10 protein-coding genes are annotated in these 13,969 nt (G+C 65.6%); 5 read left to right on the top strand and 5 right to left on the bottom strand.

The genetic code is table 11. The features are described from left to right. Positions 1–283 precede the first annotated feature (283 nt). Entirely contained in the window at positions 284–3,142 is a 2,859-nt protein-coding gene (locus ASF26_RS08605; RefSeq protein WP_056252235.1) for a bifunctional [glutamine synthetase] adenylyltransferase/[glutamine synthetase]-adenylyl-L-tyrosine phosphorylase, read from the top strand. 111 nt (positions 3,143–3,253) lie between these two features. On the opposite strand, the gene ASF26_RS08600 is transcribed toward ASF26_RS08605, so the two are convergent. The 3 genes from ASF26_RS08600 to ASF26_RS08590 form a co-directional block, all read right to left on the bottom strand. Next, positions 3,254–4,267, bottom strand: a complete 1,014-nt coding sequence (locus ASF26_RS08600; RefSeq protein WP_056252230.1) for an adenosine kinase — start codon at positions 4,265–4,267, stop codon at positions 3,254–3,256. A gap of 98 nt (positions 4,268–4,365) precedes the next feature. Continuing rightward, positions 4,366–4,686 (bottom strand): hypothetical protein, encoded by a 321-nt coding sequence (locus ASF26_RS08595; protein ID WP_056163004.1) that lies wholly within the window; start codon positions 4,684–4,686, stop codon positions 4,366–4,368. 84 nt (positions 4,687–4,770) lie between these two features. After that, positions 4,771–5,664, bottom strand: coding sequence for a protein-methionine-sulfoxide reductase heme-binding subunit MsrQ (locus tag ASF26_RS08590; RefSeq protein WP_056252227.1), 894 nt, complete (start codon positions 5,662–5,664; stop codon positions 4,771–4,773). A 226-nt stretch (positions 5,665–5,890) separates the two neighbouring features. Here ASF26_RS08590 and ligA point away from each other — a divergent pair, with 226 nt between their 5' ends. Together ligA and ASF26_RS08580 are read left to right on the top strand one after the other, a co-directional pair. Further along, positions 5,891–8,314, top strand: coding sequence for an NAD-dependent DNA ligase LigA (gene ligA, locus ASF26_RS08585; RefSeq protein WP_056252223.1), 2,424 nt, complete (start codon positions 5,891–5,893; stop codon positions 8,312–8,314). Further along, entirely contained in the window at positions 8,311–9,162 is an 852-nt protein-coding gene (locus tag ASF26_RS08580) for a 3'-5' exonuclease (RefSeq protein ID WP_056252219.1), read from the top strand. Before ligA ends, ASF26_RS08580 begins: the two co-directional genes overlap by 4 nt. A 4-nt stretch (positions 9,163–9,166) precedes the next feature. Here ASF26_RS08580 and ASF26_RS08575 read toward each other — a convergent pair whose 3' ends face one another. Continuing rightward, positions 9,167–9,649, bottom strand: a complete 483-nt coding sequence (locus ASF26_RS08575) for a peroxiredoxin (protein ID WP_018042128.1) — start codon at positions 9,647–9,649, stop codon at positions 9,167–9,169. 285 nt (positions 9,650–9,934) lie between these two features. Between ASF26_RS08575 and ASF26_RS08570 the strand changes: the two genes are divergently transcribed. Continuing rightward, complete coding sequence (locus ASF26_RS08570) at positions 9,935–10,531, top strand: YqgE/AlgH family protein (protein ID WP_018042130.1); 597 nt, start codon at positions 9,935–9,937, stop codon at positions 10,529–10,531. 18 nt (positions 10,532–10,549) lie between these two features. Here ASF26_RS08570 and ASF26_RS08565 read toward each other — a convergent pair whose 3' ends face one another. After that, complete coding sequence (locus ASF26_RS08565; protein ID WP_056252215.1) at positions 10,550–11,536, bottom strand: hypothetical protein; 987 nt, start codon at positions 11,534–11,536, stop codon at positions 10,550–10,552. Between the two features lie 509 nt (positions 11,537–12,045). Here ASF26_RS08565 and dnaK point away from each other — a divergent pair. Next, the gene (gene dnaK, locus ASF26_RS08560; RefSeq protein WP_056252212.1) at positions 12,046–13,965 is read left to right on the top strand and encodes a molecular chaperone DnaK; all 1,920 of its coding nucleotides are present in this window, start codon (positions 12,046–12,048) and stop codon (positions 13,963–13,965) included. Positions 13,966–13,969: the final 4 nt, after the last annotated feature.

Below are 13,969 nucleotides of genomic sequence, written 5' to 3'. Positions count from 1 at the left end.
CCACCAACGACCCGCGTGTCCTGCAAAACCTCAGGGCAACCTTCCGCGATGTCAGGCCGGCCTAATCACCAGACGCTCTTTTCACACAGCCTCCACCCATCCCGGATGCTCAAGGCGGTTGCCGTCCGTCAGATTTCCACCACGAGCTTAGGCTTTTGAAGTGTCATGCGTTTTCTGACGTAAAATCAGTGCCCGCTTTTGCTGAACCCGCTGAGCCGGGAAAGGACAGCCAGTGACCGAGGAAGCGCCTTTGACTCAGCGCCTGACGAGGGCGCCCGTCCTGATGGATCCCGAGCGTGCGGCGGCACGGCTCAGAGAGGTCGAGGCCTTCTTCCCCCATCTCGACGAGGCGGGACGAGCGCTGCTACTCGGCCTCGCCGACCATTCTCCCTTTCTCTGGCAGCGTGTGGTGCGGGACCCCGTGCGCGTTGCCGCGATGCTGGAGAGACCGCCCGAACGCGTGGTTGCCGACCTCATCGCCCGGCAGCGCTCCGCCGCACGCGAGGAATCCGGCGAGGTCCGCGACCTCGACGCCGTCGCCGCCGAGCTTCGACGCAACCGCGGTGACCATGCCCTTCTCGTGGCCCTGGCCGATATCGGCGGGCTCTGGCCCCTGGCAACGGTGACCAGGGCGCTCTCCGATTTCGCGGATGCCTCCGTCCATGCGGCAGCCGAAGCTCTTTTGTTGCAGGCAGCCGCGGCCGGGCGGTTTCACCCCCATGACGTCGCGAGCCCGCAGCTCAAATCCGGCCTCGTCATCCTCGGCCTCGGCAAGCTCGGGGCCGGCGAGCTCAACTATTCCAGCGATATCGACCTCGTCGTGTTCTTCGATCCCGATATCGCGCGGTTGAAGGAAGGCTTGGCTCCGACGCCGTTCTTCTCCAAACTCGCGCAGGGGATCGCCAAGCTGCTGCAGGAGCGCACCGCCGAGGGTTACGCTCACCGCGTCGATTATCGCCTGCGCCCCGATCCCGGATCGACGCCGACGGCCATCTCGCTGAATTCGGCTTATCTCTATTATGAGAATCTCGGCCAGAACTGGGAGCGCGCCGCCTACATCAAGGCGCGCGCGATCGCCGGCGACATCGAAGCGGGCGAACTCTTCCTGACGGGCTTGCGGCCCTTCGTCTGGCGCAAGTATTTCGACTTCGCCTCCATCGCCGACGTGCATGCGATGAAGCGCCAGATCCATGCCGTGCGCGGGCACGACACGATCGCGGTGGCCGGGCACGACATCAAGCTCGGGCGCGGCGGCATCCGCGAGATCGAGTTCTTCGTCCAGACCCAGCAACTGGTCTTCGGCGGGAGACGGCCGGACCTGCGCGGCCGCCGCACCATCGCGATGCTGGCGGCGCTCACCGAGGAAGGCTGGATCGACGGCACCGCGCGCGACGAGCTGGGCCGAGCCTACGATTTCCTGCGTACCGTCGAGCACCGCCTGCAGATGGTGAATGACGAGCAGACGCAACGATTGCCGACCGAAGAGGCGGGGCTCGAGAGCTTCGCCCGTTTCGCCGGCTTCGCCGACGCCAAGGCCTTCGAGACGGAACTACTGCACCACGCCCGCCGGGTGCAGGCGCATTACGCGCTGTTGTTCGAGGCAGAACCGGACCTGTCGGCTTCCGTCGGGAACCTCGTCTTCAGCGGGACGGACGACGATCCCGCGACCCTCGCCACCCTCCGGACCCTGGGTTTCGCCGATCCCGAGCGCGTGGCCGAGACGGTGCGCGGCTGGCATTTCGGCCGTCGCCCCGCCGTCCGCACGGCGCGTGCCCGCGAGGTTCTCACCGAACTCGTTCCGGCCCTGATGCAGGCGCTCGGCGGTACGCCAAACCCCGATGTGGCCCTGGATACCCTGGACCGGGCCTTCGCGCGGATGCCGGCGGCGGTGGAACTCCTCACCATCCTGCGCTCGAACGATCGTCTGCGCCTGCTCTTCGCCGACCTGTTGGGAAGCGCTCCGCGCCTGGCCGAGACCGTCGCCTTCAGCCCCCATGTCCTCGACACCGTGATCGACCCGGCCTTCGTCGTGCCGAAGGTGGATGCCGAGGACATCGCCGCGCAATATCACGGGCTGGTCGGCAAGCCGGCGGCCTACGAGGATTTCCTCGACCGAAGCCGGGACGCCGCGCGGCAATTACGCTTCGTCACCGGGGCGCGGCTGCTCACGGGCATCCTCTCACCGCAGGCGGCGGGGCGGGCCTATGCGGGCATCGCCGATGCCGTGGTGGAGGCCAGCCTCGACGCGGTCTCGCGCCAGTTCTTCGCCGAGCATGGGGAGGTGCCCGGCGGGCGCTGCGTCGTCCTCGGCCTCGGGCGGCTCGGGGCCAACCAGATGACGGCGGAATCCGACATCGACCTCGTCGTGCTCTACGATTTCGATGCGGAGAACCGGACGAGTCTCGGGCCGAAGGCGATCGATGCGGTCATGGCCTATAACCGGCTGACGCAACGTCTCGTCGCGGCGCTGACCGCGCTGACCCGGCGCGGCGGTCTCTACGAGGTCGATCTTCGCCTGCGCCCCGGCGGCGGACAGGGGCCCGTGGCGGTGCAGGTGCGAAGTTTCCTCCCCTATCAGCAGGGGGAGGCCGATCTGTGGGAGCATATGGCGCTCACCCGCGCCCGGGTCGTCGCTGGGGACCGAAGCCTCGGCGACGAGGTGATGGGGCAGATCCGGACCATCGTCGGCGTGACGCGCGAGACGGCGGAGGTCTACCGCGCGGTGCGCGACATGCGCCAGGTCGTGGCCGGCGAGAAAGGATTTGCGGGACCGCTCGATCTAAAGCTGGCGCCCGGAGGATTGCTCGATCTCGACTTCATGGCCCAGGCCTTGACCCTTGCCCATGCCGAGCGTCATCCCGGTCTCATCGGCCTCGATGCATCCTCCGTCTTCGCCGAGGCCGGCAATGGGGGGCTTCTGCCGGTGAACGAGGCGCGTCGGCTCGGCGAGGCCTATCGCCTCTTCGACGACGTGCTCCATTGGCAGCGTCTGATGGGCGAGGCGGAATCGAAGGCGGGCGCGTCGGTGGCGCTGACGCGGCTCGCCCTCGCCATGGGCCTGCCCGACGCCGCGACCCTGGCGGCGGAACTCGATGAACGCCGCGCCGAGGTCAGATCGCTGTTCGAGCGGCTGCTCGGCTGAGCCTCGCAGGCCCGCTCTTGCGGGCCTTCTGCACCGGAATCGGACCCATCCGCCGCTTCGTCGGAAATCGCGTCCGATGGCGGTCGAAAGGGGGGTGCTATGGCGGTGATTTCAGAGAAGATTACGCGCCTTGGCCAGGGCCACGAGGTCGTGCTGCGGCCGGGCGCCGATATGCTGGATCACCTCCGCCGCCGCCAGCGCTCCGAGCCGGGCGCTCGATACATAATCGAGTCCGCGGGCGTGGCCGGCGAGGAAGCCTGCCGCGAACAGGTCCCCGGCGCCGGTCGTATCCACCACCTCATGCACCGGTGCGGCCTCGATGGAGCGGATCTCGCCGCCCTTCACCACCATCGCGCCCTCGGCGGAGCGGGTGACGAGGCCGAGAAGATGCATGCCGCGCTGGTTGCGCTCGTCACGCAAAGCTTTGACGGCCGCTTCTTCGTTGTCCGTCTCGTAGAGGCTCTTCAACTCGCCAATATTGGCGAACAGGATATCGATGCTGCCGTCACGGATGAGGCCCAGGAACTCGTCGCGGTAGCGGCCGACGCAGAACGCATCGGACAATGTCAATGCGACGGCGTTGCCGGCATTGTGGGCGATCTTGGCGGCCTTGCGGAAAGCCTCCTTGGCCGCCGCCGGGTCCCAGAGATAACCTTCGAGATAGACGGTGCGGGCACTCGCCACGGTGGCCTCGTCCACATCGGCCGGCGACAGGCCCTGGCAGGCACCGAGATAGGTGTTCATGGTGCGCTCGCCGTCCGGCGTCACCAGGATGAAGCAGCGGGCGGTGGCGGGGCCTTCGGACGCGGCCGGCACCGCGAAGGAGACGCCCGTCGCCTTGAGATCATGGGCGAAAAGACCGCCGAGCTCGTCGTCGCGGACCTTGCCGATGAAGCCGGTCTTCGCGCCGAGGAGAGCCGCGCCCACCGCGGTGTTCGCGCCAGAGCCGCCGGAAACGATGGTGGCCGGTCCCATCACCGAGAACAGGCTCTCCGCCCGGTCCTCGTCGATGAGCTGCATGGCGCCCTTGGGGACGCCCTGCTGTTCGAGAAATTTCTCATCCGTCCGCGCGATCAGGTCGACGATGGCATTGCCGAGGACGAGAAGGTCGAGGGGAGCGGACATCGGACATCCTGTCTGGCGCTGGCGATGCCGCAGGCTGTGGCATCGCACCCGGAGAGGGTCAAGCGAGGGAGGTCGTCACGGGTCCGCGAAGACGCCCCCTATTGCAGCGCCTTCACCTCGCACTGCGCGTAGTCGCTACTCGCCTTCACATAGGCGTTCAGCGCCTTCACATAGGCCTCGGCGAGGGGACGATAGGCCGCGATTTGCAGGTTGTAGGCTTTTACCGTGTCGTTGAACGTGTAGGCCTCCCAGCCAGGGCATCCGCCTTTGGCGTCGAGGCAGGCGGGCTTCGCGGGCGCGGTCGGCTTCGTCGGGCGTGTCGCCGGGTCCGGCGGCACGGCCTTCACGCATTCCGCCATGGCGAAGGACGGCAGAAGGGCTGTCAGGACGAGAGCCGCTCCAAGAAGCCTGACACGCATCGCTGGAATTCCCTCACGTTCGAAACGCCCACTCACCGAGACGGTGCTGAGCTTGTGCGCGAGGGATTCGCCTGTCGCAAGCACTCAGCGCGCCTGGACCGCTTCCCGCCCGGACTGGTGGGAGACAGGCCTGCCCTTGCCGCCCCCACTCATGGCGGGCCGCATGAGGTTGAGCAGCGGCAGAGCGATGCCGCTGATGAGCACCCACCAGGCCGGGCGCAGGCCATCGTAGAATTCGAGGTTGGCTCCGAGCACCGCGCCGGCAGGCACGCCGCTCTTGAACCCATACCACGCCGCCTCCACCAGGGCGGTGACGAGGGAGGCCGCGATGGCGAGGCCGAGCAGGGTGATCGCGTTCATCGGCAGGCGGAAGCGCTGCATTTCCCGCCACCCCATGAGCAGAAGAAACAGGCCCGTCCAGTAGACCGGCGCCGACACGTCGATCTTGGCCTGAAGGAAATAGTGGAACAGGCCGAGCACCGCGATGACGTAGACGGATTTATGCAAGCGCGGCCAAGCCTTACCGAGACGGCGGATCATCCCGTCCGTGGAGGTGATCCCCAAGACGGCAAGGCCCAGCAGAGCCACGAAGCCGATGGTGAGGTAGAACCGCGAGACGATCTCGCTCACGACCTTCGACAGGATGAAATTCTGGTCGACGATGTAGAGGCCGAGATGGACGATGCCATAGGCAAGGACGGTGAGGCCGAGCATGCGCCGGACCAGGATGAGCTTGGGATAGTTCGCGATCCGCCGCAGCGGCGTCACCGCCAGCGACAGCAGCAGGAAGCGCACCGCCCACTCTCCTGTGCTGTGGATGAGGGCCGTGATCGGCTTCGGCCCAAGGGCGTCGAACCCATAGGCGGCGGAGAGCCAGATCCCCGGCGCCAGCGCGAACAGGAATGTCGCGAGTTTCAGGCCCGAGACGCGGCCGGCGCGGTCATGCCAGGGAGCGGAGAAAGCGGGTTTGGCAGGCATCAGGGTCCGTCAGCGAGTAAGTCTTCGCCCTCAGGTAGGCGAGCGAGGGGACGAAATGGGGTGGCCCGGCCACACGTTCGCGCGAGACCGCCTTTTCCATTCGTATGACTACCGCTGAAGGTTACCTATCCGCCGTACCGTCGCGGCGCATCTCCGGGGCCTCCCGTCGCCCCGCCCGGATGTGGTAAAGCCCGCGGCGCCCCAGCCAAAGCCGTGAAACGCGTTCATGCCAGCTTCCGCCTTGCCCGCCCCGATCGATGCCATGAGTGCCGAGGAGGCTCGCGCCGAGCACGCTGCCCTGTCGGAGCAGATCGCGGAGGCCGACCGGCTTTATCATGGAGAGGATGCGCCCGAGATCACGGATGCGGAATACGACGCCCTCCGGCGCCGTTTCGAGACGATCGAGACCCGCTTCCCCGATCTCGCCGGCACCGGACAGGCAAGCGCCTCCGTCGGCGCAAAGGCCTCGGAAAAATTCGCCAAGGTCCGGCACGCGGTGCCGATGTTGTCGCTGGGCAATGCCTTTGCGGACGAGGAAGTCCACGATTTCGTGGGCCGCGTCCGTCGCTTCCTCAACCTGCCCGATGAGCCGCTCGCCTTCACCGCCGAGCCGAAGATCGACGGCTTGTCCCTTTCTCTGCGCTACGTCGAAGGCAGGCTTGTCACGGCGGCCACGCGCGGCGACGGCGAGGTCGGAGAGGATGTGACCGCCAATGCGCGAACCGTCTCCGGTATTCCCGAGACGCTGGAGGGGATGGGCTGGCCGGAGATCTGCGAGGTGCGCGGCGAGGTCTATCTCTCGCACGCGGATTTCGCCGCCATCAACGCTCGCCAGGAAGCGGCAGGAAAGGCGCTTTTCGCCAATCCGCGCAATGCGGCGGCCGGGTCCCTTCGCCAACTCGATTCCCGGATCACCGCCTCGCGGCCGTTGAAATTCTTCGCCTACGCTTGGGGCGAGATGTCGGAGATGCCGGAGACGACGCAGCATGGGATGATCGCCGCCTTCGCCTCATGGGGATTCGCGGTGAACGACCGTACGGTGCTCTGTGCCGACGCGGATGCCATGCTGGCGCATTACCGCGCCATTGAGGAGGATCGCGCCGGTCTCGGCTACGACATCGACGGCATCGTCTACAAGGTCGACGATCTCGCGTTGCAGCGCCGGCTCGGCTTCGTCTCGCGCAGCCCGCGTTGGGCGCTGGCGCATAAGTTCGCGGCGCAGAAGGCCTTCACGATCCTGGAGGCCATCGAGATCAATGTCGGCCGGACCGGGTCGTTGAATCCGCTCGCGCGGTTGAAACCGGTGACGGTTGGCGGCGTCGTTGTCTCGAATGCGACCCTCCATAACGAAGGGTACGTTCAGGGCGTCGGCGGCGACGGTGAGCCGATCCGTGACGGGCGAGACATCCGCGTCGGCGATACAGTTGTCGTCCAGCGCGCCGGCGACGTGATCCCGAAGGTGATGGATGTCGATCTTGCGCGGAGGCCGCCGGAATCGAAGCCCTATGTCTTTCCGGAGACCTGCCCCGCCTGCGGCAGCCGCGCCGTCCGCGAGGTCAATCCACGCACCGGACAGCGCGACGCGGTACGCCGCTGCGCTGGCGGGCTCATCTGCCCAGCGCAGGGACTGGAGCGCTTGAAGCATTTCGTCTCGCGCAACGCCTTCGATCTCGAAGGCTTCGGCCAGACCTATATCGAGGTGCTGTTCGAGGCCGGACTCATCAAGCAACCCGCTGACCTGTTCCGCCTGGAATTCGCGCCGTTGAAGGAGGCCATCGTCGCCCGTCGAGAAGCGCTTTCGGCCGAGCGTCGCGCCGAAGGTGAGCCGCCACCGAAAAAGGCGAAGAAGAAGGGGGACGACGAGGACAAGGCGATCAAGAACCTGCTCGCCTCCATCGACGAGCGCCGCAGCCTGGCCCTCAACCGGTTCCTGTTCGCCCTTGGCATTCGCCATATTGGCGAGTCCACCGCCAAAGCCCTGGCCAAACGCTTTCCGGATATGTCGAGCCTGATGCAGGCCCTTGCCGCCGCTGCCGCCGCTCAAGCTGGACCGGACTGGCTCGAACTCTCGGCGGTACCGAGGGTTGGACCGACGACGCGGGACCGCTTGCTCGAATTCGGTTTCGTGGCCGAGGCGGAGGGCAGCGAGGTCGTGACGGGCCGGCGCCCGACCACGGCGCAGCGTGCGAACCTGATCGCCCATTACGGCGACGAGGCCGCCGTGGAAGCGGCCGTCGCCCGCGCCCGTGACCAGCGTCCCGGGGATCCCTATCGGGTCTTCGCCGACGATGGCGAGATCGGCCCCGTGGCCACCGATTCCCTCATCGCGTTCTTTGCCGAACCGCACAATGCCGATGCGGTCAACGCCCTGCTCGAAGAAGTGAAGACCGAGCCGATGGCGGTGGCCGCCACTGCGACCGCTTTCGCCGGCAAGACCTTGGTCTTCACCGGCACCCTGGAGCGCATGACACGAGGCGAGGCCAAGGCCACTGCGGAGCGTCTCGGCGCCAAAGTCTCGGGCTCCGTTTCGGCCAAGACCGACCTCGTTGTCGCCGGGCCCGGCGCGGGCTCAAAGCTGAAGGATGCCGAGAAGCACGGGGTGAAAGTAATGAGCGAGGAAGATTGGCTCGCCATGGTGGAGACGGCGTGACCACGCTCGCCATCGACTTCGAGACGGCCAACGAGCGGCGCGACAGCGCCTGCGCGGTTGGCCTCGCCTGGATCGAGGGCGGCGCGGTGGTGCGACGTGAATCACGCTTGATCCGCCCGCGCGAGATGCGGTTTTCTCCGGGCAACATCCGGGTCCACGGTATTCTGCCAGCGGATGTCCGCCAGAAACTGGAATTCCCAGACGTGATGGCGGAGTTCCTACCCGACATCTCGTCCGGGCTGGTCCTCGCCCATAACGCCGGCTTCGACATGGGCGTGCTACGCGCCTCTCTTCACACCTATGGCATGGCAGTTCCGGCCTTCACTTCGCTCTGCACCCTTCAGATCGCGCGAAAAGTGTTTCCCGCACCGGAGGGATGCGGCCTCGGCAAGGTCGCCGCCCGGCTCGGCATCCGCTTCGAGCACCACGATGCGGGCGAGGACGCCTATGCCTGCGCGGAGATCGCCCTGGCGGCGGCAAGGGAGCATGGCGCGCCCGATATCACCGCCCTGGCGAGGGCGATCCATCTCCCGATCACGCAACTGCCGGCCGGCTATGTCGAGCGGGAAACGCGATCGTTCGGCGCGCCCGGCCCGCAGATCGCGGCGATGCGGTTTTCCGTGCGGGGAAGTCGTGGCGCACTCTACGCGGTGACACTGGAGGACCGCCCAAGCGGCCCGCGTCTGCGCTGCACTTGCATGGCTGGACGCTACGGCGTCGCCTGCCGCCATACCAAAGCGCTACTCGTCGGCGACATCACCGATCTCGTATCTGGCAACCACGCGGACGTGGTCGCTCTCAGCCGGATGTTCGACGAGACTGCAATGCCGCGGCCCCGCGACATGTGACCGTTCAGATGACCTTTAACAGGGCGTCGACGCCGGAAATCTCGGTCTTGGCCGGGGATTCCTCGACGTTCAGGACGCGCACCACGCCATCATCGACCAGCATGGAATAGCGCTTCGAGCGCGGGCCGAGCCCGAACCCCGCACCGTCCATGTCGAGGCCAATGGCCTTGGCGAACTCGGCATTGCCGTCGGCGAGGAACTCGATTCCCTCGGCGTTGCTGGCTTTCTGCCAGGCTTCGAGCACGAACACGTCGTTGACCGAAGTGACGGCGACGGCATCGACGCCGCGTGCCTTGATCTCTTCCTGCTTCTCGACGAAGCCGGGCAGATGATTGCGGTGGCAGCTCGGCGTGAATGCGCCGGGCACGCCGATCAGGACGATGCGGCGCCCCTTGAAGATGTCGTCGGTGGTCTTCGCCTCAGGGCCCCCGGCGCCGCTCACGCGAAAGGTCACCTGGGGAAGGTGGTCGCCAACCTGGATCGTCATCCGTCGTCGTCTCCTCAGATCGCCTGGAGCCCATGCCCGGTCTTGAGGACCGGTTCTCGTTACCGCGCGTGGCCCCATGGACCAACGGCGCCATGATGGCCCCCGGTGGGCGAGAAGGGTCTACCCCGAGCCCATGGGTGTGTCGAGGAGGGCCTCGTAGAAGCGGGCGCCGTCCACATTCCTTCTGCGGGTCGCGACCCGATCAAAGCAGAATGGAGAGGTGGCCACCCTCAGCCTCAGCGAGTCCGCGCTGGACAAGCCAGCCCACCCAGGTAGCATGATGCAATGCGACAAGATCCGGATTCCGCCTATCTCGACGGCCAGTTCCTGGTGGCGATGCCCGGCCTTACGGACGAGCGCTTCGCAAGATCGGTGATCTATCTCTGTGCTCATTCGGCGGACGGCGCGATGGGAATCATCCTCAACAAGCCGGCCAACGATCTGAACATGCCGGATCTCCTAATTCAGCTCGATATCGCCAGCGAGGACGATGCGATCCGCTTGCGCGAGAGGGTCGGCCATATTCCCGTGCTTATGGGCGGTCCGGTGGATGCCAAGCGCGGTTTCGTGCTCCACACCGACGATTTTCACATAGACCAATCGACACTCATCATCGACGACGGGATCTGCCTCACCGCCACGGTGGAAATCCTGCGTGCCATCGCAAACGGTGCCGGACCCGCGAGCGCGGTGCTCGCCCTCGGCTATGCCGGATGGCAAGCCGGGCAGCTCGAGAACGAGATCCTCGCAAATGGCTGGCTCAACTGTCCGGCCGATCCGGCCATGATCTTCAATTCTGCGCTCGACACCAAGTACGAGCGTACCTTGCGAAGCAATGGCATCGATCCAGCGATGTTATCCTTCAGCGCAGGCCGGGCCTGACGGACCGGCTTGAGGGGGTCATTCCCCGATTGGCGAGCCGTCGCTGTCTGGGTTCATCCCTTCGACCGCCGGCTTCGGCTTGCGCGGCCGAGGCGTCGTGCTCGCGGTCGGTGTTGCCGTGCTGGCACCGAGACGCGCGGCAAGGGAAAGGGCGCGGGCTTCGGTGAAACGCACGTTGCAGAAACCATGGGCGCCCTCGCGGGCATAGGTCCGGCAGGTCTGCTCCCGGTCTGAGGAGAAAGCCGCCTGTTCGGTGACGATGGTGCGGACGTCCTGCCCGCGGGCGCGCTGGGTCATGACCTTGTAATTGTCCCGAACCGCCTTGTCGGCGACGCCTCGTCCGGAATCGAATTCCGCGGAGCGGGGGATCAGCGTCGCGGCAGCAGGCCCCCACAGGCCGATCGGCGTGGTGGCACAATCGGCGGCCGTGAAACTGCAGACTCGGTTGCTGCCCAGCGGCGTAACCAGCACGCTGCCTTCCAGGATCTCGAACCGGAGCGGGCATTCACCGCCCGCGATCTCGTAGCGCGCCACGCCCTGAGGACGACCCTCTGAGGAAAGGGAGATCGGCGATCCGCCCGAGAGCGGAACCTTGCAGGTCTCGTTCGGCTGCGAAACCTTGGTGCCGGGCAGCGTGATCCGTGCCGTTGCCGCGCCGCCGGCTCTGTCGATCTTGAGGCTGCCGGTCAGGCCGTTCAGCATGAGTTCCTGGCCGAGAATGTTGTCATCGCTCGGCGTCTTTAGAACGACGGGTCGCAGGGGAGCCGGAGCAGCCTTCGGAGTCTCCGGCGCAGGTTCTCCCGAAGCGCCCGGCGGCAGCAGCGTCCCAGGCTGAGGCGATCCGGTCGGAGGCACACCGCGAGGTGGCACCGGAGGCTTGGCCGCCTTGCCGATGCCGAACAACTCCTCGAAAAAATTCTGCGCGTCTGCTTCGTGCGCCGGGAGGGCGACGAGGGGCAGGACGAGAAGGGCGGGGAGCAGGCGTAGGCCTCGGGACGGACGCATCAGGTCTTTCATGCCTCTGGAACTCGCAGCACCGGACCGGTGAACAGTGAACGTGCAGCGGGCTCTCGTTCCCGCATCAGCTTCTTCGAAAGCGGGTATCATATCTGGGGCCGAGGCTTCGTACGGCGAGCCTGCCTTCGATCCGCGTTGACGGTCCGAAAGCTGGTCTTCCATGCTCGAACCTAGCATGTGATCGATGGCGCTGACGTGGCGTCCCTGCAACATTTTTGAGGTCCAAGGCGCCGGATACCTGCCATTCCAGACGCAAAGGTCTTGGTCGGCGAGGGAGATAGGATCGGCGTGGCCGTTCGCGGTGCTTCGCCTTGCGGCTCCGCATCACCCTTCTTATATCCGGCGGGACGCGGGATTAAGACCTGGATGAGCGCGTTTCAGGCGCTTTGGCTGGTTCGAATTCCGCTCTCACAATCTTTCGTTCTTCACCGCCATGGGCCGGGCCGCTTCGGGGCTCGGCGGTCTGCTTGACCAAATGACATGAGAGGGATCCCGCCATGGGTAAAGTAATCGGCATCGATCTGGGCACCACTAATTCCTGCGTGGCCGTCATGGAAGGCACGCAGCCCAAGGTCATCGAAAACGCGGAAGGCGCGCGCACCACGCCGTCCATCGTCGCTTTCCTCGACGACGGCGAGCGTCTCGTCGGCCAGCCGGCCAAGCGCCAGGCGGTCACCAATCCCGAACACACGTTCTTCGCCATCAAGCGTCTCGTGGGTCGCACCTACGACGATCCGATGACGCAAAAGGACAAGGGTCTCGTCCCCTATAAGATCGTTCGCGGCGACAATGGCGATGCCTGGGTCGAGGCCGACGGCAAGAAGTATTCCCCCTCGCAGATTTCAGCCTTCACGCTTCAGAAGATGAAGGAAACCGCCGAGGCGCATCTTGGCCAGCCGGTGACGCAGGCCGTCATCACGGTTCCCGCCTACTTTAACGACGCCCAGCGTCAGGCCACCAAGGACGCCGGCAAGATCGCCGGCCTCGAAGTGCTGCGCATCATCAACGAGCCGACGGCGGCCGCTCTGGCCTATGGCCTCGACAAGAAAAAGACCGGTACGATCGCGGTCTACGATCTCGGCGGCGGCACCTTCGACGTGTCGATCCTGGAAATCGGTGACGGCGTATTCGAGGTGAAGTCCACCAACGGCGACACTTTCCTCGGTGGTGAGGACTTCGACAACCGCGTCGTCGAGTACCTGACCTCCGAGTTCAAGAAAGAGCAGGGCATCGACCTGACGAAGGACAAGCTCGCCCTTCAGCGCCTCAAGGAGGCCGCCGAGAAGGCGAAGATCGAGCTGTCCTCGGCGACACAGACCGAGATCAACCTGCCCTATATCACGGCCGATGCGACGGGGCCGAAGCACTTGGCGCTAAAGCTTTCTCGCGCCAAGTTCGAGAGCCTCGTGGACGACCTCGTCCAGCGCACCATCGAGCCCTGCCGCAAGGCGCTCAAGGATGCCGGCGTCTCGGCCTCCGAGATCGACGAGGTGGTTCTGGTCGGCGGCATGATCCGCATGCCGAAGATCCAGGAGGTGGTGAAGTCCTTCTTCGGCAAGGAGCCCCACAAGGGCGTCAATCCGGATGAGGTCGTGGCCATCGGCGCGGCGGTCCAGGCCGGTGTGCTCCAGGGCGACGTCAAGGACGTACTGCTTCTCGACGTGACCCCATTGTCGCTCGGCATCGAGACGCTGGGCGGCGTCTTCACCCGTCTGATCGACCGCAACACCACGATCCCGACGAAGAAGTCGCAGACCTTCTCGACGGCCGAAGACAACCAGAACGCTGTCACCATCCGGGTCTTCCAGGGTGAGCGCGAGATGGCGGCTGACAACAAGATGCTCGGCCAGTTCGATCTGATGGGTATCCCGCCAGCCCCGCGCGGCATGCCGCAGATCGAGGTGACCTTCGACATCGACGCTAACGGCATCGTCAACGTGACGGCTAAGGACAAGGCAACGAACAAGGAGCACCAGATCCGCATTCAGGCTTCGGGTGGTCTGTCGGATGCCGACATCGATCGGATGGTGAAGGACGCCGAGGCCAATGCCGAGGCGGATAAGAAGCGTCGTGAGTTGGTTGAGGTGAAGAACCAGGGCGAAAGCCTGATCCACGCCACCGAGAAGTCGGTCAAGGAGTATGGCGACAAGGTTTCGGCCGACGACAAGGCCGCGATTGAGACCTCCATGACTGCTCTTCGCACTGCACTGGAGGGTGACGACGTCGAGGTCATCAAGTCCCGCACCACGGACCTGATGCAGTCGTCGATGAAGCTGGGCGAGGCGATGTACGCCGCGAGCAGCCAGACGCCCGAAGGCGGGGCCGAGGGTGGCGAGGGCCACGAGGCCAAAAAGGACGACGTCATCGATGCAGACTTCCAGGAAGTCGATGACAAGGACCAGAAGAAGCGGGCATAACGCT

Source organism: Methylobacterium sp. Leaf93 (genome assembly GCF_001422345.1).
In the GTDB taxonomy this organism is placed as follows: Bacteria; Pseudomonadota; Alphaproteobacteria; order Rhizobiales; family Beijerinckiaceae; genus Methylobacterium; species Methylobacterium bullatum.
Note: the sequence above shows the minus strand (reverse complement) of the source record. Positions and strands in the feature narration are given on the sequence as shown.